This is a genomic window from Myxococcus sp. MH1, from assembly GCF_059738865.1.
The window spans coordinates 7142177-7167500 of the sequence record NZ_AP026947.1 but is presented as its reverse complement, the minus strand read 5'-3'; the positions used below and the strand labels follow the sequence as shown (position 1 = coordinate 7167500).

General features: G+C 67.8%; 18 protein-coding genes and 2 rRNA genes (1 of these 20 only partly in view). 13 read left to right on the top strand and 7 right to left on the bottom strand.

Annotation, left to right across the window (positions count from 1 at the left end):
* The 5 genes from AC6JA9_RS27880 to AC6JA9_RS27860 form a co-directional block, all read left to right on the top strand.
* Positions 1–2240: ribosomal RNA gene (locus AC6JA9_RS27880) — 23S ribosomal RNA — on the top strand (it extends 724 nt beyond the left edge of the window).
* A gap of 164 nt (positions 2241–2404) precedes the next feature.
* Positions 2405–2521 (top strand): 5S ribosomal RNA (gene rrf / locus AC6JA9_RS27875).
* A 630-nt stretch (positions 2522–3151) separates the two neighbouring features.
* Positions 3152–6034, top strand: a complete 2883-nt coding sequence (locus AC6JA9_RS27870; RefSeq protein ID WP_497958103.1) for a protein kinase domain-containing protein — start codon at positions 3152–3154, stop codon at positions 6032–6034.
* A 99-nt stretch (positions 6035–6133) separates the two neighbouring features.
* Complete coding sequence (locus tag AC6JA9_RS27865; protein WP_141327821.1) at positions 6134–7504, top strand: KamA family radical SAM protein; 1371 nt, start codon at positions 6134–6136, stop codon at positions 7502–7504.
* Entirely contained in the window at positions 7504–8751 is a 1248-nt protein-coding gene (locus tag AC6JA9_RS27860; protein ID WP_223751715.1) for a KamA family radical SAM protein, read from the top strand. The genes AC6JA9_RS27865 and AC6JA9_RS27860 overlap by 1 nt, the downstream gene beginning before the upstream one ends.
* Before the next feature lie 36 nt (positions 8752–8787).
* On the opposite strand, the gene AC6JA9_RS27855 is transcribed toward AC6JA9_RS27860, so the two are convergent.
* From AC6JA9_RS27855 to AC6JA9_RS27845, 3 genes are all read right to left on the bottom strand, one after another.
* Positions 8788–9504: a hypothetical protein gene (locus AC6JA9_RS27855; RefSeq protein ID WP_223751711.1), complete on the bottom strand. Its 717-nt coding sequence runs from the start codon at positions 9502–9504 to the stop codon at positions 8788–8790.
* Positions 9505–9643: 139 nt separating this feature from the next.
* Complete coding sequence (locus AC6JA9_RS27850; protein ID WP_223751710.1) at positions 9644–9979, bottom strand: hypothetical protein; 336 nt, start codon at positions 9977–9979, stop codon at positions 9644–9646.
* A 455-nt stretch (positions 9980–10434) separates the two neighbouring features.
* Positions 10435–11040: a hypothetical protein gene (locus AC6JA9_RS27845; RefSeq protein WP_497958102.1), complete on the bottom strand. Its 606-nt coding sequence runs from the start codon at positions 11038–11040 to the stop codon at positions 10435–10437.
* Positions 11041–11067: 27 nt separating this feature from the next.
* Between AC6JA9_RS27845 and AC6JA9_RS27840 the strand changes: the two genes are divergently transcribed.
* The 6 genes from AC6JA9_RS27840 to secF all read left to right on the top strand — a co-directional run bounded on the left by AC6JA9_RS27840 (position 11068) and on the right by secF (position 17988).
* The gene (locus AC6JA9_RS27840) at positions 11068–12180 is read left to right on the top strand and encodes a SpoIID/LytB domain-containing protein (protein ID WP_223751708.1); all 1113 of its coding nucleotides are present in this window, start codon (positions 11068–11070) and stop codon (positions 12178–12180) included.
* Between the two features lie 33 nt (positions 12181–12213).
* Positions 12214–13326, top strand: a complete 1113-nt coding sequence (gene queA, locus AC6JA9_RS27835) for a tRNA preQ1(34) S-adenosylmethionine ribosyltransferase-isomerase QueA (protein WP_497958101.1) — start codon at positions 12214–12216, stop codon at positions 13324–13326.
* A 5-nt stretch (positions 13327–13331) separates the two neighbouring features.
* Positions 13332–14537, top strand: coding sequence for a tRNA guanosine(34) transglycosylase Tgt (tgt, locus tag AC6JA9_RS27830; protein WP_408889887.1), 1206 nt, complete (start codon positions 13332–13334; stop codon positions 14535–14537).
* Between the two features lie 143 nt (positions 14538–14680).
* Positions 14681–15040: a preprotein translocase subunit YajC gene (yajC, locus tag AC6JA9_RS27825; RefSeq protein ID WP_141327827.1), complete on the top strand. Its 360-nt coding sequence runs from the start codon at positions 14681–14683 to the stop codon at positions 15038–15040.
* A 2-nt stretch (positions 15041–15042) separates the two neighbouring features.
* The gene (secD, locus tag AC6JA9_RS27820; protein ID WP_141327829.1) at positions 15043–16815 is read left to right on the top strand and encodes a protein translocase subunit SecD; all 1773 of its coding nucleotides are present in this window, start codon (positions 15043–15045) and stop codon (positions 16813–16815) included.
* Positions 16816–16839: 24 nt separating this feature from the next.
* Positions 16840–17988, top strand: coding sequence for a protein translocase subunit SecF (gene secF / locus AC6JA9_RS27815; RefSeq protein WP_223785415.1), 1149 nt, complete (start codon positions 16840–16842; stop codon positions 17986–17988).
* A 104-nt stretch (positions 17989–18092) separates the two neighbouring features.
* Here the strand turns inward: secF and AC6JA9_RS27810 are convergent, their stop codons facing one another.
* Positions 18093–18692 carry an outer membrane beta-barrel protein gene (locus AC6JA9_RS27810; RefSeq protein WP_223751706.1) on the bottom strand — a complete coding sequence of 200 codons (600 nt, stop codon included), beginning with the start codon at positions 18690–18692 and terminating at the stop codon, positions 18093–18095.
* A 227-nt stretch (positions 18693–18919) separates the two neighbouring features.
* Here AC6JA9_RS27810 and recJ point away from each other — a divergent pair, with 227 nt between their 5' ends.
* The gene (gene recJ / locus AC6JA9_RS27805; RefSeq protein ID WP_267700350.1) at positions 18920–20635 is read left to right on the top strand and encodes a single-stranded-DNA-specific exonuclease RecJ; all 1716 of its coding nucleotides are present in this window, start codon (positions 18920–18922) and stop codon (positions 20633–20635) included.
* Positions 20636–20692: 57 nt separating this feature from the next.
* Here the strand turns inward: recJ and AC6JA9_RS27800 are convergent, their stop codons facing one another.
* The 3 genes from AC6JA9_RS27800 to AC6JA9_RS27790 all read right to left on the bottom strand — a co-directional run bounded on the left by AC6JA9_RS27800 (position 20693) and on the right by AC6JA9_RS27790 (position 23184).
* Positions 20693–20932 (bottom strand): YHS domain-containing protein, encoded by a 240-nt coding sequence (locus AC6JA9_RS27800; protein ID WP_046714783.1) that lies wholly within the window; start codon positions 20930–20932, stop codon positions 20693–20695.
* A 186-nt stretch (positions 20933–21118) separates the two neighbouring features.
* Positions 21119–21901, bottom strand: coding sequence for a hypothetical protein (locus AC6JA9_RS27795; protein WP_497958100.1), 783 nt, complete (start codon positions 21899–21901; stop codon positions 21119–21121).
* Positions 21901–23184 carry a hypothetical protein gene (locus AC6JA9_RS27790; RefSeq protein ID WP_223785413.1) on the bottom strand — a complete coding sequence of 428 codons (1284 nt, stop codon included), beginning with the start codon at positions 23182–23184 and terminating at the stop codon, positions 21901–21903. Before AC6JA9_RS27790 ends, AC6JA9_RS27795 begins: the two co-directional genes overlap by 1 nt.
* A 322-nt stretch (positions 23185–23506) precedes the next feature.
* Here AC6JA9_RS27790 and aspS point away from each other — a divergent pair, with 322 nt between their 5' ends.
* The gene (aspS, locus tag AC6JA9_RS27785; RefSeq protein WP_408889890.1) at positions 23507–25324 is read left to right on the top strand and encodes an aspartate--tRNA ligase; all 1818 of its coding nucleotides are present in this window, start codon (positions 23507–23509) and stop codon (positions 25322–25324) included.

Sequence of the window (25324 nt, the reverse complement as noted above, 5' to 3'; positions counted from 1 at the left end):
CCGAAGCGGGGTGATCTACACATGGCCAGGTTGAAGTGCGGGTAACACCGCATGGAGGACCGAACTCATGAAAGTTGAAAATTTCTGGGATGAGCTGTGTGTAGGGGTGAAAGGCCAATCAAACTCCGTGATAGCTGGTTCTCCCCGAAAGATATTTAGGTATCGGCTCGGGCAATTCAATACTGGAGGTAGAGCACTGGAACGGCTAGGGGTCTCACCAGATTACCAAACCGTACCAAACTCCGAATGCCAGTAATTGTTAGCCCGGGACGCAGTCAGTGGGTGATAACGTCCATTGGCAAGAGGGGAATAACCCAGACCGACAGCTAAGGCCCCCAAATCTAGTCTAAGTGAACACTAGAAAGGATGTGGCAGGTCATTGACAACCAGGAGGTTGGCTTAGAAGCAGCCATCCTTTAAAGAAAGCGTAATAGCTCACTGGTCAAGACAGGCCGCGCCGAAAATGTAACGGGGCTCAAGACTAGTGCCGAAGCTTCGGGTCATACGTAAAGCGTATGGCGGTAGGGGAGCGTTCCAACTGCAGCGAAGGCCGACCGAAAGGGCGACTGGAGCGGTTGGGAGTGCTGATGCCGAAATGAGTAGCGATAAAGGGGGTGAGAAACCCCCTCGCCGTAAACCCAAGGTTTCCTGGGTCAAGTTAATCTTCCCAGGGTTAGCCGGAACCTAAGTCGAGGCCGAAAGGCGTAGATGATGGAAAGCGGGTTAATATTCCCGCGCCATCTTGCAAGCGTTGAACTAAGGGAGGACGGAGAAAGCTAGACGAGCTGACCGGCGGTTGTGTCAGTCTAAAGGCGTAGGGGTGTCGCGTACGAATAAAGGCGCGGCAGCTATCCTCGAGACCTTATGGCGCCCCGTAAGGGGTAAGTCGTCGATGCTCTGCTTCCAAGAAAAGTCCCGTAGGGAGCTTGCAGGGTGTCCGTACCGTAAACCGACACAGGTGGGTGAGGAGAAAATCCTAAGGCGCTTGAGAGAACTCTCCTCCAAGGAACTAGGCAAATTTCCACCGTAACTTCGGAAGAAGGTGGGCCTCTGGTAGGTGAAGGCGTACAGCTGGAGCCGAGAGAGGTTGCAGAGAAATGGCGGTAGCGACTGTTTACCAAAAACACAGGACTCTGCGAAGGCGACAAGCCGACGTATAGGGTCTGACTCCTGCCCGGTGCTGGAAGGTTAAGGGGATTCGTCAGCCGCAAGGCGAAGCGATGATCCGAAGCCCCAGTAAACGGCGGCCGTAACTATAACGGTCCTAAGGTAGCGAAATTCCTTGTCGGGTAAGTTCCGACCTGCACGAATGGAGTAACGACTTCCGCGCTGTCTCGGAGAGGGACTCAGCGAAATTGAAATAGCTGTGCCGATGCAGTTTACCCGCAGCAAGACGGAAAGACCCCGTGAACCTTTACTATAACTTGACAGTGACACTAGGGATTGACTGTGTAGGATAGGTGGGAGCCTTTGAAGCCGGGCCGCTAGGTTCGGTGGAGGCAACGGTGAAATACCACCCTGTTGATTTCTGGTGTCTAACCATGTCCCGTTAGCCGGGATTGGGACACTGTCTGGTGGGTAGTTTGACTGGGGCGGTCGCCTCCCAAAGAGTAACGGAGGCGCGCGATGGTTCCCTCAGCCCGATTGGAAACCGGGCGGCGAGTGCAATGGCATAAGGGAGCTTGACTGCGAGACGGACACGTCGAGCAGGTGCGAAAGCAGGTCATAGTGATCCGGTGGTCCTGAATGGAAGGGCCATCGCTCAACGGATAAAAGGTACTCCGGGGATAACAGGCTTATCTCCCCCAAGAGTTCACATCGACGGGGAGGTTTGGCACCTCGATGTCGGCTCATCGCATCCTGGGGCTGGAGCAGGTCCCAAGGGTTTGGCTGTTCGCCAATTAAAGCGGTACGCGAGCTGGGTTCAAAACGTCGTGAGACAGTTTGGTCCCTATCTGCTGTGGGCGTAGGATACTTGAGAGGCTCTGACCTTAGTACGAGAGGACCGGGTTGGAGGCACCGCTGGTGTACCAGTTGTCTCGCCAGAGGCATCGCTGGGTAGCCATGTGCCGATTGGATAACCGCTGAAAGCATCTAAGCGGGAAACCGACCTCAAGACCAGGTATCCCGGGCGCAAGCCCCTGAAGACCCGTCGAAGACTACGACGTTGATAGGCTGGGTGTGTAAGCGCGGTAACGCGTTGAGCTAACCAGTACTAATTGGTCGAGCGGCTTACTTCCCCCTATCTCTTGCGCGCCCCCTCGAGGGGAGTAAGGGACTCGGGGCCAAGGCCGAGGCTTGAATGCATGCGCATTCACCCGGAAGAAACTTCTTTAAAGCACAGCGAGGCTTGATACTCGCAGAATGCTGCAACTTACCCTTCGTATGCACTGTCTCTATGTTTTCCGGTGGCAATGTCGGAGGGGTCACACCCGTTCCCATCCCGAACACGGAAGTTAAGCCCTCCAGAGCCGATGGTACTCCGCGGGAAACCGCGTGGGAGAGTAGGTCGCTGCCGGATTCTTTTTGAGAAGCCCTCGTCGCCTCGTGCGACGGGGGCTTTTCTTTTTTCTGCGTCCCGCGCGGACCACCGCCTCACCGCTCCGAGGACCTGCAGGCCTGGGGAAGCGCGGCGTGCCCAACGCGGCCTGCGTGGCTGTCCTGCTCAGCGCCGGACCCCGTGCCTTCGTACACGAAGCCCTCGTGCGCGCCTGTTCGGCATCGCGCGGACGGCCGGGGAGCTCGACCGCGTCAAAGGCGGCACTCGGCTCCATGCGCGACTCCGCGCGCCGCCTCGCCGCCCAGTCGTGCGTCGAAGGGCTTCGGCCGACACCGTTCCTTCCGCAGGAATCCGGCGGGAGTCGCCGTCGCGGCGCCATCGGTTCAAGCACCGGGCGGGGTGGGATCAGCGCGGCCGATGTGGGGCGTTTGCCGGGAGCGCATCAGGTCCTGTCCGACAGACGACGCTGCGCCTGGTCCCCACGTTGCCTCCGAGTGGCCTCTGAACCCCTCAACCTTCTGAATTCGTTCGGCTTTTGGGGCCGCCGAGGTGTTTGACTCGCTATCTGTGCAGAACTAGAGTCCCACTTCTCCGCCCGGTCTGCGCTCCGCCTGCCGCGGTGCTCACTCCGGCCTCGGACCGCTCCACGAGATGAAGAAGCCGACCCTTTTTGGGAAGTACCTGCTCCTCGAGCGCATCAACGTCGGCGGCATGGCCGAGGTGTTCATCGCGAAGGCCTTCGGCGTCGAGGGCTTCGAGCGCATCCTCGCCATCAAGAAGATCCTCCCCACGATGGCGGAGGACGAAGAGTTCATCACGATGTTCATCGACGAGGCGCGGATCAGCGTTCAACTGAACCACGCCAACATCGTGCACATCCACGAGCTCGGGAAGCACGACGACACCTACTTCATCGCCATGGAGTACGTGGCGGGTCGCGACGTGCGGACCATCCTGGAGCGGTACCGGCGGCGCAAGGAGATCATGCCCACCGCCCAGGCGGTGTTCATCGCCTCCAAGTTGTGTGACGGCCTGGACTACGCCCACCGCAAGAAGGACGCGCGCGGCCAGGACCTCCACATCATCCACCGCGATGTGTCGCCGCAGAACGTCCTCATCTCGTACGAGGGCGAGGTCAAGGTCATCGACTTCGGCATTGCCAAGGCGGCCAACCGCTCGCAGAAGACGCAGGCCGGCATCCTCAAGGGCAAGTTCGGCTACATGAGCCCGGAGCAGGTCCGGGGCATGCCCATCGACCGGCGCAGCGACATCTTCGCCGTCGGCGTGCTGCTCTACGAGATGCTCACCGGCGAGAAGCTCTTCGTCGGCGAGTCGGACTTCTCCACCCTGGAGAAGGTGCGCAACGCGGACGTCCCGCTGCCGCGCGAGTTCAACCCGAACATCCCCCCGGGGCTCGAGAAGGTCGTCCTCAAGGCGCTCGCCCGCGAGCCGGAGGAGCGCTACCAGTGGGGCTCCGACCTCGCCGAGGACCTGATGCGCTTCCTCCTCGCGGGGGATGCCATCTACTCGTCGAAGCATCTGTCCTCCTACATGAAGGAGGCCTTCGCCGAGGACATGCTCCGCGAGGCGGAGAAGATGGAGCGGTTCGCGGGCATCGAGCGCCCGGACCAGATCGAGACCTCGGGCATCACCGTCCCGCCTCCCGCGCAGGTTCGCAGCACCAAGCAGCGTCCTCCGCCGGCGGTGGTGGTGACCGGCTCTCCCGCGGGGCGTGCCCCGACGGCGCCGGGCCATCCAGCCCCTGGCTACATCCCGCCTCCCTCCGCCGAGGAGCTGGAGGAGATGGGCGTCGGCGCGGGCGACAAGACGCAGATCGTCGACTCGACCCAGACCTTCATGTCGCCGGAGACGCGCGTCGCCGAGAGCAGCGTGCTCGTCGACGACAGCATCACGGGACGGTCCGAGAACCCCACGCTCCAGGGCAGCGGCACCGCGTCCGCCTATCCGTCGCGTGAGCCCGAGCCCTCGATGCGCAAGGGCAAGAGCGGGCCCAAGGCCCAGGTGGTCATCGCCAGCGAGGACGGCGAGGCCTACTCCGGCGCGACGATGATTGGCCCGGCGCCGACGGCTCCGCCCTCGCGCTCGAGGCCGATGGAGGACGAGCCGCCCGAGGAGACGACGGGCAACATCACCGTCGCCCAGAACGGGCGAGGGGGCCGTGGCGGTCAGCGCGGCTCGCAGCAGCCCCACGACACCGGCGCCTTCGATGCGCCCCAGGACGAGGGCTACGACCACCAGGACGGCTACGGTCAGCACGACGACGGCGCCTACGCCGACGACCACCAGGACCCCGAAGAGGTCACCGGTTCCCAGGCGCCCGCGCCCGTGGCGAACAAGGGCGGGAAGGGGAAGGCCAAGCCCGTTCAGCCCACGAAGGCCAAGCCCAAGGCGAAGGGCTCCGGCAAGGGGCAGCCGCCGCTCCTGCAGACGCTCGCGAACCTGCCCAAGCCGGTGCTCTTCGGTTCCGCGGCGGGCATCGTCGCCGTGTTGATTCTGCTCCTGGCGCTCGTGATGAGCGGCTCGGGGGGAGAGCAGGTCATCTTCTCCGTGACGCCCCAGGTGGGCGCGTCCGTCACGGTGAACAACCAGGCCGTCGAGCCGAACACCGTCCTGGCCCTCCCCGCCGGTGACTACGAGGTCATCGCCAGCGCTCCGGGACACAAGTCCGAGCGGAAGTTCGTGAAGGTCGTCGAGGGCACGCCGCTCGCCGAGTCCTTCAGCCTGGTGCCCGATGCAGTCGAGCCTCCGGCGGACGAGCCTCCCCCGAACAAGCCCGTCGAGGTGGCCGAGCGCCCCGCGACGCCCCCGGAGAACAACCCGGGAACGGTCGTGGACCCGGGCCAGCCCGGCACGCCTCCAGCCCAGCCTGGGACAGAGTCTCCGAGCGATGCGAAGCCGGGCACCGACTCGCCGACGGAGACGGTGAAGGTCGAGCCTCCTCCCAGCACGCCCACGGCCCCCGTGGAGCCGCCCGCGCCCAAGAAGCTCGCGGCGGTGTTCGAGGGCGCCGACGGCGCGGAGATCTCCGTGAATGGCAGCCGGGTGGGGCTCACGCCCGACGCGCGGATGGCCAACCTGGAGGCGGGCAAGACCTACCAGTTCACGGCGAAGCTCGCGGGTTACAAGCCCTACTCGGGCAAGTTCGTCGCCAAGGGAGAGGGGGACGAGCTGACCGTTCCGTTCCAGCTCGTGAAGGAGGAGGCTCCTCGGCCCCCCAAGCCCGTGGTACAGGCCGACCCGCCGCCGACTCCGAGGCCGCAGCCGCCCAAGCCGCCTCCGGCGTCCAAGGCCACGGGGACGCTGGCGTGCAGCACCAAGCCCGCGGGCGCGGAGATCTTCGTCGACGGAAAGAAGACTGGCCGACAGACGCCGGTGACCCTCGGCAGCCCCCTGGTCCTGCCGGTGGGCAAGCGGAAGATCACCTTCAAACTCAATGGCAAGACGAGCAAGCCTTTCGTTGTCTCCATCGCGGAAGGCAAGATGGAGAAGCTCGTCAACGTCGCCATCGAGTGAGGAGTCGGGCAGGCTGCGCGTCGTCGAATTGTTGAATGAACCGGTGCCGGGCGCGGTATGACGCCCGGCCCGCGACGCCACACGCTGAGGGAATGCGCCATGACCACGACGCCCATCCGGGGCAAGACCGAGGCCGGTCCTGCCCAACAGCCTTTTTCCTATCCGCTCCGCCGTGAGTTCGTCGAACCCGACTGGAAGCGCATCCCCGGGTACAAGGACGTCACCCAGGCGGAGTGGGAGAGCTCCGTCTGGCAGCGCAAGCACACCGTCAAGAACCTGAAGGAGCTCAAGGCGACGCTCGGCGCGCTGCTCCCGGATGACCTGGCGGAGAGCCTGGAGCGGGATCAGCGCGAGCGCGCGACGATGTCCATCCTCGTGCCCCCGCAGATGCTCAACACGATGGACTTCCAGGACCTCTGGAAGGACCCCGTGCGCCGCTACATGCTGCCGGCCTTCGCGGACCGCCTGACGGACTGGCCCAACCACCCGAAGGCCAGCCGCGACAGCCTCCACGAGCAGGACATGTGGGTCGTCGAGGGGCTGACGCACCGCTATCCGACCAAGGTGCTCGCGGAGATGCTGCCCACGTGTCCCCAGTACTGTGGACACTGTACCCGCATGGACCTGGTGGGCAACGACGTGCCCCAGGTCAGCAAACACAAATTCTCGATAGGCCCCAAAGATCGCTACGAGCAGATGCTCGAGTACCTGCGTCGCACGCCGACGGTGCGCGACGTGGTGGTGTCCGGCGGTGACATCGCGAACCTGCCCATCCAGCAGCTCGAGCCGTTCGTCAGCTCGCTGATGGACATCCCGAACATCCGGGACATCCGTCTGGCCAGCAAGGGCCTGATGGCCATTCCCCAGCACTTCCTGCAGGACTCGGTGCTGGCGGGGTTGGACCGGCTGGCGAAGAAGGCGGTGGAGCGGGGCGTGGACCTGGCGCTGCACACGCACGTCAACAACGCCTCGCAGCTCACGCCGCTGGTGGGCAAGGCGGTGCGAAAGCTGTTGGACATGGGCTTCCGCGACGTGCGCAACCAGGGCGTGTTGCTGCGCGGGGTGAACGACAGCGCGCAGTCGCTGCTCGAGCTGTGCTTCACGCTGCTCGACCACGCGAAGATCCTGCCGTACTACTTCTACATGTGCGACATGATCCCCAACAGCGAGCACTGGCGGCTGTCGGTGGACCAGGCGCAGCGGCTGCAGCACGACATCATGGGCTACATGCCGGGCTTCGCCACGCCGCGCATCGTCTGTGACGTGCCCTTCGTCGGCAAGCGCTGGGTCCATCAGATCGCCGAGTACGACCGCGAGCGCGGCATCTCGTACTGGACCAAGAACTACCGCACGGGCATCGAGGCGAACGACCCCGAGGCCCTCAACCGGAAGTACGAGTACTTCGACCCCATCGACTCGCTGCCCGAGGCGGGCCAGGCCTGGTGGCGGGAACAGACGAAGGCGGCGTGATGGATTCCTCCGCGTGGGTGGTGCCCCCGTCGCCGGAGCCTCGCTCCGAGCGGACCTCGTTGAGCTCCGAGGGGCGCCGTCGCCTGTTCCCCCAGGCCACCGACGCGGAGTGGGCGGACTGGCGTTGGCATCAGCGGCATGCGGTGCGCGGGCTGGAGCAGCTCGAGCGCTACGTGCCGCTGACCGCCGATGAGCGCGCGGGCGTCCAGGAGACGGCCTCGCTGTTCCGCATCGGCATCAGCCCGTACTACCTGTCGCTCATCGACCCGGAGCATCCGTTCTGCCCGGTGCGCATGCAGTCCATCCCCGTGCGCGCCGAGGCGCGCGTGCGTCCCGGCGAGCTGGAGGACCCGCTCGGCGAGGACAAGACGCGGCCGGAGGAGTGCATCGTCCACAAGTATCCGGACCGGGTGCTGTTCCTGGCGCTGGATACGTGCTCGGTCTACTGCCGTCACTGCACGCGCAGGCGCATCACCCAGGGCGGCGTGGCGGAGCTGTCCAAGGACCAGATGCGGCGGGGCATCGACTACGTGCGCCGTCACCCCGAGGTGCGCGACGTCCTCATCTCCGGCGGAGACCCGTTCCTGCTCAGCGAGCAGCGGCTGGAGGAGCTGCTCGCGCCGTTGAGCGAGATTCCCCACGTGGAGATGATTCGCATCGGCACCCGGGTCCCCGTGGTGCTGCCCATGCGCGTCACCGACTCCCTGGCGAGCCTGCTGCGCCGCTACGCGCCCGTCTTCGTCGTCACCCACTTCAACCACCCGAAGGAAGTGACGCCCGAGGCTCGCGAGGCCTGTGAGCGACTGGTGGACCACGGCGTGCCCGTGGAGAACCAGGCCGTGTTGATGCGGCAGCTCAACTCGGATGCGCGCATCATCAAGGAGCTGTCACACCTGCTGCTGCGCACGCGCGTGCGCCCGTACTACCTGCACCAGATGGACGTGGCGGAAGGCTGCGAGCACCTGCGCACGCCCATCGCCAAGGGGCTGGAGATCATCCAGCAGCTGCGGGGGCACACCACGGGGCTCGCCGTGCCGCACCTCGCGGTGGACCTGCCGGGCGGCGGCGGCAAGGTGACGCTCCAGCCGGACTACGTCGTCGAGCGCAACGAGCGCGAGACGGTGTTCCGCAACTTCAAGGGCGAGCGTTACGCCTATCCGGAGCCCGAGGAGACCGACTGCGCCTGTCCGTATGACGAGACGTGGCGCGAGCGGGCCCAGCAGTTCGGCTACCACCGGAAGGGCTGAGGCCCGGGCCTCGGCCCAGGCTCCGTGGGACGACGCTCAGTCGTCCCTCGACTTCTTCTTCCGGACGAACTTCTTCTTCGCCTTGGACGACTCGGAGCTGGCGCGGCGCACGGCCTTCTTCGCCGGCTTCGCGTCGCCGTCGCCCATCACCTCCACCTGCACGTTGTCCTCGGCCGACGCGGCGGCATCGGCGCCCACCGCGCCTCCACCCTCGCCCTCGGCGGTCTCCACGCCTTCACCGTTCTCGCCGCCCGCCTCGTCCTCGACGGGGATGCCAATCTCGACCTCGGGGCCATCGCCTCCGGAGGACTCCAGCTCGACGGGGTTCTCGTTGTCGAAGCCCTTCTGTACGGAGACCTCCTTCTCCTCGCTGGCCTTCGCCGCGGCGGCCTGGCGGGCCGCGGCCGCCTTGGCCTGGTCTTCCAGACGCTGGGCCTCGACCTTGGCGCGCTCGTTGCCCTCCGGCCCCATCTTCGCGGTGAAGCGCTCGTACTCCTTCGCGCTGACGCCGTGCTTCTCCATCACTGCGGCGGTGACGGCGGCCTGCTTGCGGCTGGCCTGTCCGCGCTCCTCGTTGCTCATCTCCGAGGGCTTGCGGTTGCCGAACTCCTCATCCACCTGCTTCATCGCCGCCGCTTCGTCCCGGCGGATCTGCGCCACCTTCTCGGGAGTCATCTCGCCCCCTTCTTGCGCTCCAGCACCGCCCGGAACGACGAGCAGGGCAGCGATGAGCATGGAGATGGGGCGGGACATGACGCGGCTCCTCGATGTTGGAAACAAGGGCATCTAAGCACGGCCATCCACCGGCGTGCACCGGTTGCGTTCCTGCTGGAGAACAGTGTGGCGACGGGGGCGAATCCCGTGAAGCCCCGGCGGGCGCGCGCCGGTGGGCTCAGCCATTGCGGCAGCTCGTACAGCCGTCCCGGGCGCTGGAGCACTGCTCCCGACCCTCGGCGCAGCGCGGGGGCAGGTCATCGCGGTCCGCGTGACGGTCCACCAGGGCGCAGAGCTCCTCGGAGACCTCGCACGTCTGTGTCGCCGCGGCGCAGCGCTGGTCGCACGTCAGGTCGTCTTCCGCGGTCCGCACCCGCAACTCCTCGAGTCGCGCGGCGGCGCCATCGATGGCCGCGTCGTCATCTCCCGCGACGCGCGTGTCCACGTTGCGCGCGCAGCCAGCCAGGAGGGACGTGAGGACGACCAGGGGCAGGGCGAAGGAGAGGGCACTCATGGATTCCCCTTACGCGCCGGGTTGCCCCGTCGTCCAGCGCCCCAGGCTCCCAATGTCGGCCGATGACCGGCGCTCCGGCGCTGTCTGTTGCGCGCGCCCGACGGTGCGGAGTCTTTGCTCGGTCCGTGGAGAAGCGGCCTGAAGTTGTCGAAGCGCGAAACCCCCAGCCACGGTGGCCGCCGCGCTGGGCTGTTGTCCCATGCCAGGCGCGGCGGTCCATCGGCGGCGGATAGGCGCTCCGGTGGGACTGTCAGGTGCGTCGGCGAAGCCAGGGGCAGCGCCTCCCACGAGGCGGCCCGTCGGAGGAGTCACTGCACCGCTGCGCTGGGCTGACGTCCCATGGACGCCGCAGGTCGGGATGGCGCCCCCCGCTTCGCGAGGTGCCTGGTGTGTTCGTCCACGCGGCCTGGGGCGAGGCGGCACGTGCAGGGCGATGCCCCCGTGCTCTCGAATGCTCAGGGGCGTCCCGAGTCCGGCGCCGTGGGCTGTGGCGCCGTGCTGGGGCGACGCGCGGGCTCCTCGGGACGCGACAGGTACAGATAGGCCGTCAGCGCCAGCAGGGCCATGACGGCGAGCCTGCGCAGCCAGTCCTCACGACGCCGCTGGGGCGATGCCTGGTCCTCCCGCGTCGCGGCCTCGAGCCCCGCCGTCACGTCGCCGCTCAGCGCGCGCAGCCTGCGACACGCCTCCACCACGGGCACCAGGCCCGTGGGGACCGGGGCGTCCTCGCGCTCCAGCGCCGCCGCGAGCATCCTCGCCCAGGCGGATTCCTCCTCCGCCGTCGCGGGCTCCCGGGCCCCGGGGAAGACGTTCCGCGTCAACGACACGGCCGCCCGAAGGAGCATCACCGACAGCGCCTCGTCCGTGACGCCATAGAAGCGCGCGCAGTCGCCCAGGGACGCCCCCGTCACGAGTCGACGGGTGAGGACGGCGGCGGAGCGGGGCTCCATCTCTCGCAGGGCCCGGACGAAGGCCTGGGGGGGAGGTCGGGAAGGGGAGGACTCGGGAGGTGTCACGTGGCCGCCATCCTCGCCCATCCACTGGTCGTTTTCTTGAGGCACGTGGCCACCCTCCTACACTCCCAGGCCATGTTGCGACCTGTTGCACTCCTCCTGCTCCTGCTCGCCGCTCCACGCTCGCTCGCCGTGGAGACCCTGCGCATCGCCATCGAGGACACGGGGAGTGAGGTGCGCATCCGGGGACAGGGCCTCGGCTTCGGCGCGGACAGCGAGGAGGCCACCTACGTCTCCATCCCCTCGGAGGTCGCCATCGTCCGACGCAAGGCCGGCAAGCTCGAGGTCAACGGCGCGCCGGTGCTCGGGGACTCGGTGCGCTTCCGCGCCGGCTTGAGCACCTCTGAGGACGCGGGGACGATTCCCGGGGAGCAGCCCATCAAGGCCGGCAACACCCAGGTGCGCGGCGATGTCGTCGTGCGCCCGCTGCGCGAGGGCCTGCAGCTCATCAACGTCATCCCCCTCGAGGACTACCTGGCCGCGGTGCTCGGCAGCGAGATGCCCGTGTCCTTCCCCCCCGAGGCCCTCAAGGCCCAGGCCGTGGCCGCTCGCACCTATGCGTTGCAGAAGAAGCTGGATGCCTACAGCAACGCGTTTCATCTGGGCAGCAGCGTGCTCCACCAGGTGTACGGCGGCGTCAACCGCGAGGACCCGCGCACCCGCGCCGCCGTGGACGCCACCCGCGGCCAGGTGCTCACCTACGAGCTCGCGCCCATCGAGGCCTACTTCCACGCCTCCTGCGGCGGCCGCACCGAGTCCGGCCAGGATGCCCTCCACCGGGACTTGCCCTACCTGCAGCCCGTCGACTGCCCGTGCGGCCGGCTGCCCGCGAGCCGCTGGTCCGCCTCCATGTCGGATGCCGAGATCAAGGCGGCGCTCAAGCGGCCCGCCCAGGGCATGAAAATCACCGCCCGCACGTCCACCCGCCGCGTCACGCGCGTCACCCTGGGGGACGGCAGCTCGGTGGACGGCGTGGAGCTGCGGCGGAGGCTCGGCTACACCCGGCTCAAGAGCCTCGATTTCGAGGTGGAACGGACCGACCAGGGCTACCAGTTCTCCGGACGCGGCTATGGCCACGGGGCCGGGCTCTGCCAGTGGGGCGCCAAGGCGCTCGCCGACAAGGGCAGGGGGTACCTGGAAATCCTCACCCACTACTACCCCGGCGCCGAGCTGCAGCAGCTCTACTGAGGCCCCCGGCGTCGGCGCGCTTTCCGTGGCGGCATGGGGGCTGCTACAAGCGCCAACCCCGTGTCGTCCCGCCTCTCAGACTACGACTTCGAGCTCCCCGAGTCCCAGATTGCCCAGGCGCCGCTCCCCCAGCGCGACGCCTCGCGGCTGATGCACGTGCGCCGCGCCTCGGGCGACGTGAGCCACCGCCAGTTCTCCGACGTGCTGGAGCTGCTCGGCCCCGGAGACCTGCTCGTCCTCAATGACGCCCGCGTCATCCCCGCGCGCCTGCTGGGCCAGAAGGCTGGCTCCGGAGGCCGCGTGGAGCTGCTGGTGGTGCGTCCAGCCGCCTCCACGCTCACCTCCGCCGCGCTCGGTGGTGCCCCCGAGTCGCTCGACTGGCTCTGCCTGGGCCAGGCCTCCAAGGGCCTCAAGCCCGGCCAGCGCCTCATGTTCGCCAGCGGCCTGGAGGCCGAGGTGCTCGAGGTCCTGGGGGGCGGGGAGTACCGCGTGCGCTTCCACGCGCCGCCCGGTGCGTCGCTGGCCTCGCTGCTCGACGCCGCGGGCCGCCTGCCATTGCCGCCCTACATCACCCGCGAGCCCGACGCCGCGGACGCCGAGCGCTACCAGACGGTGTACGCCAAGGCCTCCGGCGCCGTGGCCGCGCCCACCGCCGGCCTGCACTTCACAAAGGACACCCTGGCCGCGCTCGAGGCCCGCGGGGTGCGCCGCGCCCTGGTGACGCTGGACGTGGGGCCCGGCACCTTCCTCCCCGTGCGCGAGGAGGAGCTGGACAAGCACCACATGCACCCCGAGCGCTACACCGTGCCCGAGTCCACCGCGCGCGAGGTGAACGCGGCGAAGGCGGAAGGCCGGCGCGTGGTGGCCGTGGGGACCACCGTGGTGCGCACGCTGGAGTCCGCCACCGACGCGGCGACGGGCCAGCTGCGCGAGGGTCCCGGCGAGACGACGCTCTTCATCCGCCCGGGCTTCACCTTCCGCCAGGTGGACGCGCTGTTGACGAACTTCCACCTGCCGCGCTCCACGCTGGTGGTGCTCGTGAGCGCCTTGTTGGGCCGGGAACGCACGCTCGCCGCGTATTCAGAGGCGGTGCGCGCGGGATATCGATTCTTCAGCTACGGCGACGCCATGCTGGTGTCGGAGTGAGTGTCATGGGTGAGCAGCACGAGCAGGACGCGGGCACGCCGCGCGAGAAGGGCGACACGCGGGTGGCGCCGGGCATGGTGAAGTTCGAGCTGCTCCACGAGGACGCCTCCGGCACCAAGGCCCGCCGCGGACGGCTCGACACGCCCCACGGCCCCATCGAGACGCCCATCTTCATGCCCGTGGGCACCGTGGGCAGCGTCAAGGGCGTGGGCCCGGACGACCTGCTCGCCATGGACGCGCAGATCATCCTCGGCAACACGTACCACCTGATGCTGCGCCCCGGTGAGGCGCTGGTGGGCGAGATGGGCGGCCTGCACCAGTTCGTCTCCTGGAACCGGCCCATGCTCACCGACAGCGGCGGCTTCCAGGTCTTCAGCCTGTCGGAGAAGCGGAAGATCACCGAGGAGGGCGCCGCCTTCCAGTCCCACCTCGACGGCGCGCGTCACTTCCTCACGCCCGAGCGCTCCATCGACATCCAGGAGACGCTGGGCGCGGACGTCATCATGGCGTTCGACGAGTGCCCGCCCTCCACCGCCGAGCGCGCGTATCTGGAGAAGTCCCTGGCGCGCACCACCCGCTGGCTGCACCGGTGCGAGAAGGCGTGGACCCGGGGGCGCTCGTCGCTCTTCGGCATCGTCCAGGGCGGCCTGCACGAGGATCTGCGCAAGCGCCACGCCGAGGAGGTGTGCGCGGTGGACCTGCCCGGCTACGCGCTGGGCGGCTACTCGGTGGGCGAGGCCCCCGAGGCCATGCACGCGGGCGTGGCGTACTCCGCGCCGCTGCTGCCCCGGGACAAGCCCCGCTACCTCATGGGCGTGGGCACCCCGGTGGACCTGGTGACGTGCGTGGAGCACGGGGTGGACATGTTCGATTGCGTGCTGCCGACGCGTTGTGCACGCAACGGCCTGCTCTTCACCTCGGAGGGCAAGCTCACCATCCGCAACGCGGCGTTCGCCAAGGACCCCAGGCCGGTGGACCCTGAGTGCTCCTGCTACACCTGCCGCAACTTCAGCAGGGCCTACCTGCGCCACCTGTTCGCGGCGGGGGAGATCCTCGCCATGCGCCTGAACACCCTGCACAACCTCCATTACTTCCTGGGGTTGATGGCCCAGGTGCGCCGGGCCATCGCGGAGGACCGCTACGCCGCCTTCGCCCGGGACTTCCGCGAGCGGGCGCGGGCCCAGGAGGCCGAGCGGACCCGTGGCCGCTGAGCGGGCGGTTGGGATGTCGGGGTTCCCGCGTTCACTTGCTCACATGGGGACCCCTTGCTAAGAGGGCCCCCTTTCAGGATGGGTTCCTCGATTAGCGTGGGGGGTCCCCCATCCCAAGCCTTCCACAACCGACGAGGCAGTCTGTGGCTGAGAGCTTTTTGATGCTGGCGCAGGCCGGGGGCGGCGGGACGAGCCCGCTGAACACCCTGGCTCTGCTCGTGGGATTGGTCGCGATCATGTACTTCGTGATGATCCGCCCACAGCAGAAGCAGATGAAGGAGCACCGCAACCTGCTCACTTCGCTCAAGAAGGGCGATGAGGTGGTCACCGCGGGCGGCATGCTCGGGAAGATCCACCAGGTGGACGAGCGGACCGTGACGGTGGAGGTCGCGAGCGGTGTGCGCATTCGCATCCTGAAGACGTCCATCAGTGCCAAGGGCACGGTGGCCGAGGGCGCGCAGGCGGGGGCGCCGACCGAAGAGAAGAAGAAGGAGGAGAAGTAAAAATGGACCGCGGCTGGTGGTGGAAGTTCGGACTGATTGTCGCGGTGACGCTGGGGACCCTCTGGTTCCTGATTCCGACGTATTACACGCTGGTGGTCATGGATCGTGACCAGCGCAACAACCTGGCGCTTCTCGAGGAGAAGCTGCCGGCGTGGGCGCCCCCCGCGAAGTACCGGCTCAACCTGGGCCTGGACCTTCAGGGCGGCATCCACATGGTGATGCGCGTGGACACCAAGACGGCGCTCCAGAAGCGGACCGAGCGCCGAGGCCAGCAGATCGCCACGTACGTCGCCGACAAGAAGCTCGGCGAGGTCACGGCGGATACGGACCCGGAGAAGCTCCAGCTCACCTTGACGGCGAAGGACCCGGCGACGATGGACGCCATCGAGAAGGACGTCCTGGCGACCTTCGGCGACTTCAAGCGGGTCAGCCGCGACGGCGCGACGCTCGTGCTGTCGCCCGACGACACGCAGGTGAACCGCTTCCGTGAGGAAGCGGTGGACCAGGCGATGCTCGTCATCCGCCGCCGCATCGACAAGTGGGGCGTGGCCGAAGTGGACGTGCGAAAGCTCGGCACCGACTCCATCCAGATTTCGCTGCCCGGTCGCAGCAACCCGGAGCAGGCCAAGGAGCTGGTGGGTACCACCGCGCAGCTCGAGTTCCGGATGGTGGACGACACCAACCCGCAGTTCTTCGCGCAGATGCTCCAGACGACGCCGCCGCCCGCGGGCAGCGACATCACCGTGACGGACGAGGGGGGCTTCGCGCAGCTGCAGAGCGCCTCGCGCGAGGCGCTGCTCGAGTACACCAAGGACAAGGTTCCGGAGAACCGCCAGGTGGTCACCGAGTGCATCGCGAACCCGCTGAAGAAGAACGAGTGCTCCTCGTACCGCACGTACCTGCTGGACAAGAACGTCCCGCTCACGGGTGAGAGCCTGGCGGGCGCGGACGCGTCCGTGAACCAGATGAACGAGCCGGAGGTGAACATCGCGTTCGACCCGGCCGGCGCGCGCGAGTTCGAGAAGCTGACCGAGGCGGGCGTGGGCCGCCGGATGGCCATCGTGCTGGACGACAACGTCCACACCGCGCCGAACATCAACGAGAAGATCGGCGGAGGCCGCGCGCGCATCACCATGGGCCGCATGGGTGCTCGCACCCGCGACGAGTGGCTGGGCGAGGCGCAGACGCTGGCGCTGGTGCTCAAGGCGGGCGCGCTGCCCGCGCCGGTGACGGTGGGCGAGATTCGTCAGGTGGGCGCGAGCCTGGGTGACGAGCTCATCAAGAAGGGCGGCCTGGCCGTGGTCCTGGGGCTGGGCCTGGTGGTGCTCTTCATGGCGCTCTACTACCGCAAGGCGGGGCTCATCGCGGACGTGGCCCTCATCCTCAACGGTCTGCTCATCCTGGCGGGGTTGGCGTTCTTCAACGCGACACTGACACTGCCTGGCATCGCGGGGTTCGTGCTGACGCTGGGCATCGCGGTGGATGCCAACGTGCTCATCAACGAGCGCATCCGCGAGGAGCTGTCCCACGGGAAGACGGCGAAGGCGGCGGTGGACCAGGGGTATGATCGTGCCTTCTGGACCATCTTCGACGCGCACGTGACGGCGCTCATCGCCGGCTTCATCCTGTTCTTCACGGGAACGGGGCCGGTGCGAGGCTTCGCCACCACGATGATCATCGGGCTCTTGGCCTCGCTGTTCACGTCCATCATGGTCACGCGCGTGCTGATGACCTACTTCGTCCACGGCCGTAATGCGCAGTCGGTGTCCGTCTGACCGGCGGGAGCCCGGGAAACTGCCATGCAGATCCTCAAGAACAAGACCAACATCGACTTCATCGGCAAGCGCAAGCCGGCCGTGTTCATCTCCACCCTCATCAACCTCGCCATCCTGGTGGGCATTGCCACGGTGGGGTTCAACTACGGCGTGGACTTCGCGGGTGGCACGGTGGTCGAGCTGAAGTTCGACCACCCCGTCTCCGCGGCGGAGGTGCGTGAGCGCGCGGAGAAGGGTGGCCTGCACGACGTGAGCGTGCAGAACATCGGCAGCGCCTCCGAGAACGCGTTCCTCCTGCGCATGGGCGGCGTCACGCAGCTCAACGAGGAGAACGCGGACAAGGCCAAGGCGGCCATCGAGGGCCTGGGAAGCGTGAAGAACGTCTACGCGGACCTGGCCAACGGCATCATCAACTTCCGCTCCTCGACGCCGCTGACGGCGGAGGCCATCAAGGCGGCGGTGGAGAAGTCCGGCACCGGCGTGCAGGAGGTCCGCGTCCTGGGCGAGAACCAGGGCGGCACGGGCGTCGACTACCAGGTCGTCGCCAGCGGCATGGCGGACAAGGTGTTCGGCGCGCTGAGCGCGGGCCTGGAGAAGCCGGACTTCGAGCAGCGCCGCGTGGACTACGTCGGTCCGCAGGTGGGCAAGCAGCTGCGCAACCGCGGCGTCATGGCGCTGCTGTACTCCATGGTGGCCATCCTCATCTACGTGGCGTTCCGGTTCGACTTCAAGTTCGGCCCCGGCGCGCTGCTGGCCATGCTCCACGACGTCATCATGGTGGCGGGCTACTACCTGGTGAGCCGCCGCGAGTTCAACCTCACGGCCATCGCCGCGCTCTTGACCATCGTCGGCTACTCGGTGAACGACACCATCGTCATCTACGACCGCATCCGCGAGGACATGGCCAAGTTCAAGGGCAAGCCGTTCGCGGAGGTCATCAACATCGCCATCAACGACACCCTGGGCCGCACCATCCTCACCGCCGGCACCACGGCGCTGTCGCTCATCGGTCTGCTCATCTTCGGCGTGGGTGAGATCTTCGACTTCGCCATGGCCATGCTGGTGGGCATCGTGGTGGGCACCTACTCGTCCGTGTTCATCGCCAGCCCAGTGACCATCTGGCTGGACGAGCGCGCCGCGGCGAAGGAAGCCCGCGTCACCGCGCCGGCCTGAGGCCGCGCGGGCCCTGCAGGGGCGACGTGACACGAAAGAGGGCCCTGCGCTTCCGGAGGTTCGGAAGTTCAGGGCCCTCGGTGTTTCTGGAGCGGGACGTCGCGCTAGAAGCGCGCGCCCAGCGTCACGGAGGCGTCGAAGAGGCCGCCGTCGGAGTCCTCCACCGCGCCGTTGGCGAAGCCCGCGTCGTCAATCAGCAGGCGGTAGGTGGCCCGGAGGCCCGCGGTGAGCGCGCCGCTGTTGAACTCCAGGCCCGCGGCGAGCGGCACCTCCTCCATGGTGTCGTTGTCGTAGAAGCCGCCGCCGGTGCCGCGCACGTCCACGTACGTCAGGCCGAAGCCCGCGCCGACGAAGGGCCGCACCGCGGTGAGCATGGGCGGGGAGAGCTTCACGAGCGCGCTGCCACCCTGGCGGACGATGGACGGGCCGTCGTCGAGGATGCGCACGTCGTTGATGCCGTTCTGCGAGCCCTCGTAGCCGAGCTCGAACCCCAGGAACGTGGTGGGCTGCACGTTGAGTGAGAGACCCCACGACGGACCGGTGCTCGTCAGATCTCCCAGGTTGCCCGTGTAGTCGCCCAGGCCGCCCTTCAGGAACACGTTGACGTCACCGCGCTTGCCTGCTTTGCGCTCCTGCGCGGAGGCCGTGCCCGCAGCGAGAATCGCGAGCGCCAGCGCGCCAACCTGGATACCCCTTGAAAACATGCGTCCTCCCTATCAGGTGGTGTGCACTCAAGCTGTGCACCGGGCGCACGGCGCGCCTCCCACCGGCAGGCGAAGGAGCAAGCGCATGCCTGAACGCGTGAGCAGGAAGGGAAATGTCGTGCCCCAGGTTGGACTTTCCTCGTCAGACGTCTGAGGTACTGTCTCGCGTGTCAAGATTTCGTCCCGGCCACGGAGGAGTTCCGTGCGCCGAGGAGGGGAGCTCGCGAGTGCGGTGGTTGCTTCCAGACGTGGTCGAGGAGGAGGTGGGGTCGCTCGCTGGGGAGCTGTCGCTCCATCCGCTCGCGGCGAGGGTGCTCCTGCACCGGGGATACCGGACGCCGGAGTCGGCCTCGGCGTTCCTGTCGGACCGGTTGGCGGACCTGCCGGACCCCTTCCGGATGAAGGGCATGGCGGCGGGCGTGGAGCGGCTGGTGCGCGCGCTGCACAAGCGCGAGAAGGTGACGCTGTACGGTGACTACGACGTGGATGGGGTGTGCTCCACGTCGCTCCTGTTCCTGTTCCTGCGCGAGCTGGGCATGTCGCAGCTCGCCACGTACATCCCCCACCGGCTGGATGAGGGCTACGGCCTGAACCTGGGCGCGGTGGAGCGCATCGCCGGGGACGGGACGCGGGTGCTGGTGACGCTGGACTGCGGAATCACGTCCGTGGCCGAAATCACCCGCGCGAAGGAGCTGGGGCTGGACGTGGTGGTGGTGGACCACCACACGGTGCCGCCCACGCTGCCCCCCGCGGTGGCGGTGCTCAACCCGCACCAGCCCGGCTGCGAGTACCCGACCAAGGCGCTGTGCGCGGCGGGCGTGGCCTTCAACTTCTGCATGGGGCTGCGCAAGCGGCTGCGCGACGACGGCTACTTCGCCACGCGCAAGGAGCCCAACCTCAAGGCGCTGATGGACCTGGTGGCGCTGGCCACGGTGGCGGACGTGGTGCCGCTCACCGGCGCCAACCGCATCCTCGTCACCCACGGGCTGCAGGAGCTCACCGCCGCGCGTCGTCCCGGCGTGCGCGCGCTGAAGGAGGTGGCGGGGATGGACCCGGACACCCCGATCACGGCGGGCCAGGTGGGCTTCCGGCTGGGGCCTCGCATCAACGCCGCGGGTCGGCTGCATGACGCGTCGCTGGGCCTGCAGCTGCTCTGCTCGGAGTCGCTCGAGTCGGCGCGCGCGCTGGCGTCGGTCCTGGACCGGGCCAACGCGGAGCGCCAGGGCATCGAGAGCACCATCCTCACGCAGGCGCTGGCCCAGGCGGAGGAGCGCAAGGACGCGCGCGGCTTCGTGCTCTACGACGAGGGCTGGCACCCGGGTGTCATCGGCATCGTCGCCTCGCGCGTGGTGGAGCGCTACCACCGGCCCACCGTCATGGTGGGGGTGAAGGACGGGGTGGGGAAGGGCTCGGCGCGCAGCATCGAGGCGTTCCACCTGTTCGACGCGCTCAGCGGCTGCTCGGAGCTGCTCACCAAGTTCGGCGGACACAAGCACGCCGCAGGCCTCACCATCGACGCGGACAAGCTGCCCGCGCTGCGCGAGGCCTTCGAGAAGATTGCCCTCCAGCGCCTGTCCCCCGAGGACCTCATCCCCCGCTGCCGCGTGGACGCGGTGGTGAGCCCCCGGGAGCTGGACGCCACGGCGGTGGAGGCGCTCCAGCGGCTGGGGCCCTTCGGTCAGGGCAACCCGGAGCCCGTGCTGGTGCTGCGCCACCAGGTGGCCCGTCCGCGCGTGCTGCCGGCCAAGTCCGCGGGCAGCCACGGCCACCTCAAGCTCGCCCTCCTGGACGCGCCGGAGCTGGACGCCATCGGCTTCGGCATGGCGGACCGCGTGCGGCTGGTGGAGGGGCCGGTGGACCTGGCCTTCCAGGCCGGCTTCGACACCTTCCGGGGCCAGCGCAAGCTGTCGCTGCGCCTCAAGGACGTGCGCGTCGCCGCTTGAGCCCTTGGCTTGTGAGGCGGTCCCTCGCGGGTGACGCGCGGGCCCGCGGGTGTCACCTCAGGCAAGGCCCCAGCGCACCCGGCCGGGCGTCATCAGCGCGCCCACGCGGGCCAGCTCGTTGAGACGGAAGCGCTCCGCCTGACGCTCGAAGGTGTGGCGACACCGCTCCGAGCAGAAGAAGTACCGGCGCTTCTTGTACTCCGAGGAGGGCTGGCCCTCCGGCGTCTCCAACTGCTTGCCGCACACCGGATCCCAGTGCTTGCCCTGGCCCTGCGTCTGTCCCTGCACGCCTGTCATGCCTCGCCTCCCCGCGCCGCCCTGAGGGCTCTACGCCCACACCCGACGGTGGACACAAGCAGGGCATATGCCAACCCCCAACTCCTCGGAATGCCGAGGGGCGGGGGAACGCACGGTGGGCAGGAGGTGGAAAAACTTCCACTCGGCCGCGCCCGCGTGGGAGCGAGCGCGGCCGGGAAGTGTTCTTCAGAAGGCGATGCCGGCGCTGCCGCCCAGGAAGAAGTCGTTGAGGTAGCCCCGGCGGAAGCCCATGGCCTCCAGGCGCAGGGACAGCCTCATGTTGCTGTCGCCGAACACGCGGGGACGTCCGCGCAGGCCCAGGCCGTACTGGATGACGGGTTTGATTCCGTTCACCTTCGTCTCGGCGGTGTCGATGGTGATGGACGTGGCCTGGTAGGCGATGCCGCCGCCCACCTGCCCGAAGACGCCGAAGTCCGACTTGCCGAACTTGAACTCATAGGCGGGGGCGAGGGTGAAGTAGTGCTGGCTGGAGCGGCCCTTCAGGAACCGGGTGCCGTCGCTCTGGCTGCCGTACGTCCAGCGCAGGTCCGCCCAGAGCGCCTCGCGCAAGGGCTCAATGTCGAGGATGCGGCCGTACTCCCAGGTCGCGCGGATGCCCAGGCCGAGCACGGGCTCGGCGAAGCGGCCTCGCGACGAGTCGAGCAGCAGCGCGCCGGCGAGCAGCTCCGCGGCGAAGCCCTTGTTGGGGTCGTCGATGCCGGCGAGCCGCTTGAAGTCGCCGTCCTCGCCCTCCTGCTCGGAGATGTCGCGGAACTCCTCCACCTGGTCCGCGTTGCGGCGGCGGCGCTCGTAGGCCTCCTCCTCGTCGAGCTGCTGCTGGGTGGGGCCCGGCTCGTCCTCCGGATAGGCGTACGGGTCGTCATCGGTCTGCGCGTGGGCGGCGGGCGCGACGAGCAGGCCGCCCAGCAGGCAGCGGGTGAGCCAGGTCTTCACGGTGGCGGTTCTCATCAGTCTTCGCTCAGGCGGGGGCAGGTGGTGCCGCCCGCGGCGCTGGGCGGGCAGAGGTTGGGATTGGTGGTGCCGACGAGCAGATCCCGGGGAATCTGCAGGTGGTCCATCACCTCGTTGCAGACGGCCTCCTTCAGGCGCAGGTCCGTGATGTGGGTGATGATGGGCGTCACCGCCACGGCGAGCGTGAACTTGGTCTGGTCCGACAGGTACTGACGGGTGAGCTGCAGGATGCCCGGCGTGGTCGTGGACTCGTCGTTGTACGCCGTGACGATGGAGCGCAGCAGGATGTCGCGCTGCCCGGTGGCCTCGCCCGCCTGGTACAGGGCGCTCGCGAGGATGGTGCCCACGCGGTAGTAGTTCTCGAACTGGTTCAGGTTGGCGCTGAGCAGCGTGTCGCGCAGGTTCTCGTCGATGCAGCGGTCCGAGCGGGCCAGGTCGCGCTCGTCGGCGACAGCGCCGTACTGGCCCTCGAAGGACGTGGAGAGGAAGCGCGTGTCACAGCCGTTCTTGGAGCGGCAGGTGGCGCCGTAGGCGTGCAGGTCCGCCAGGCCCTCGTCCATGGACTTGAGGATGTTGGCGCCCGGGCTGGGGCCGCCGCCGTCGGACCACGTGCCCAGGGCCTGCGGGAAGGGGTTGCCGCCGTAGGCCTTCTGGTTGAAGACGCGGTGCGCGTACTCGTGGGTGGTGACGCCCGCGTTGATGGCGAGCGGCGCGCGCTGCAGCTCGTCGAAGGGCAGGATGAAGAAGGAGTCCATCGCCGAGAAGTACAAGGCGTTGTCCCGCAGGGGGTCCTTGTCGGTGGCGGGGGTGCGGAACTCGGGGAAGTAGTACGTCCTGGGGGGCTTCTTGAAGTCCGCGACCGGGATGTTGGTGACCTCGCGGAAGTAATCGAAGGCGCGCTCGAGGTTGTAATACGTCGTCACCATGTTCCAGGTGTGGAAGTCCGCCGGCCACAGGACGTCGCCCTGGGTGATGTAGCTGGCGGTGACGTCGCGGCCCTCGTCCTTGAGCAGGGCGTTGACGAAGGCCTCGGGGGTGGTGGCGCCGCCGAGGTCCGGGTCGTTGGGGTCCAGGACGATGCGCGCGCCGCCGTGCAGGTCGGCCACGCTGCCGCTGAGACCGACGATGTCGGAGACCGTCTTGAGCTCGACCTCCTCGGGGATGTACTGCCCGTTGCTGGAGAGCACCAGGGCGCGAATCTTGACCGGCGCGCTCGGGTCGGGCGCACAGCCGGCGGCCAGGCCGAGCACGGCGGTGGTGGCGATGACTGTTCGGAGCATGGGGCCGTTTTACTCCGGTCCGGGCGGAACGTGTATTCCCCTCCGGGTGCCAGCGGCGCGTGAGGGAGACGCGGGGTGTGGGCGCGCGGCCGGACAGGGCAGGGGGCCGAGCATCCTGGCCGCGGGGACGATGCCGTGGGGCCGTGAGGTTCTCCAGGCAGGTCGACGTCGGGCGGGCAGGGCTTTCCGGGGCCGTCAGGAACGCGCGTCAGGTGGCGACCGTCTGGGAGCTGTCAGGCCGGCGCGGACTCCTTGACGCATCGTTTCCACGCTCTTTATGGTGCCGCGCCTTTTCCCTCTACGCACAGCGCAGGCGGTCTTTATGGCGGTCCCGTTCATCTCCGAGGTCAAGCGTACCCACACCTGCGGCCAGCTCACGGCGCGCAATGTCGGCGAGGAGGTCGTCCTCTTCGGCTGGGTGCACAATCGACGCGACCATGGTGGCGCGGTCTTCATCGACCTGAGGGATCGCGACGGCTTGACGCAGGTGGTGTTCGAGCCGGACCACGCGGAGGCGCATGGCCTCGCGGGCAGCCTTCGGCTGGAGTACTGCATCGGCGTGCGCGGCAAGGTGGTGTCGCGCGGCAAGAACGTGAACCCGAAGATGAAGACGGGTGAAATCGAGGTCCAGGCGAGCGACCTGACCATCTTCAACCGCTCGGAGCCGACGCCGTTCCCGATCGAGGACTCCATCGACACGTCGGAGGAGAAGCGGCTGGCGCACCGCTATCTGGACCTGCGCCGCGCGCCGCTGCAGAAGTCGCTGCGCACGCGCTCGCAGATGAACGCGCTGACGCGGGCGTACATGGTGGACCAGGGCTTCCTGGAGCTGGAGACGCCGTTCATGGGCAAGTACACGCCCGGCGGCGCGCGCAACTTCCTGGTGCCCAGCCGGATGAACGCGGGCAAGTTCTACGCGCTGGCGGAGAGCCCGCAGCTCTACAAGCAGCTCTTCATGGTGGCGGGCTTCGACCGGTACTTCCAGATCGTGAAGTGCTTCCGTGACGAGGACCTGCGCGTGGACCGGCAGCCGGAGTTCACGCAGATCGACGTGGAGATGAGCTTCGTCAGCCAGGACGACATCTTCACCATCATCGAGGGGCTCATCAAGAAGCTGTGGGGCGAGGTGCTGGGCATCGACGTGCCCACGCCGTTCATGCGCATGGACTTCTACGAGTCCATGGCGAAGTACGGCAACGACAAGCCGGACCTGCGCTTCGGGCTGGAGCACACGGTGCTGACGGACCTGATTCGCGAGCACGGTGAGGCGGGCGGCGTGCCGATGATGTTCGAGGCGGTGCAGAACAAGGGCATCGTCAAGGCGATGGTCATCCCCGCGGACAAGGCGATGAGCCGCGCGGAGAGCGACAAGCTGGAGGAGTTCGCCAAGCAGGCGGGCGCCAAGGGCCTGGCGCGCGCGAAGGTGGCGGAGGGTGGCGAGTGGACGCAGTCGCCGCTGTCCAAGACGATCACGCCGGCGCTGCGCGCGGCCATCAACCAGGCGGTGGGCGCGAAGACGGGCGACCTCATCCTGTTCCAGTTCGGCAAGGAGGCGCTGGTCCACACGGTGATGGCGAACCTGCGCGTGCATGTCGCCAAGAAGCTGGGGCTGATTCCGGAGTACGGCAGCGGCGGCCAGTGGAAGTTCCTGTGGGTGGTGAACCCGCCGCTGTTCGAGCACGACGAGGAGACGAACACGTGGGTGGCGGCGCACCACGCCTTCACGCGGCCGCACGATGGCGACGTGCAATATCTTCTGACGGAGCCGGGCCGGGTGAAGTGCCACCGCTACGACGTGGTGCTCAACGGCTTCGAGATTGGCGGCGGCTCCATCCGGCTGCATGACCCGAAGGTGCAGGCGGAGGTCTTCAAGGCGCTGGGCATCGGTGACGAGGAGGCGCAGGCGAAGTTCGGCTTCCTGCTGGACGCGCTCAAGTACGGCGCGCCCCCGCACGGTGGCATCGCGCTGGGCATGGACCGGCTCGCCTTCCTGCTCACCGGCTCCGAGTCGCTGCGCGACGTGATTCCGTTCCCGAAGACGAAGACGGGCACGGACCTGATGACGGGCGCGCCGGGCGACGTGGACGACAAGCAGCTGCGCGAGCTGCATGTCCGTCCGGTGCCGCCGCCGCAGAAGTAG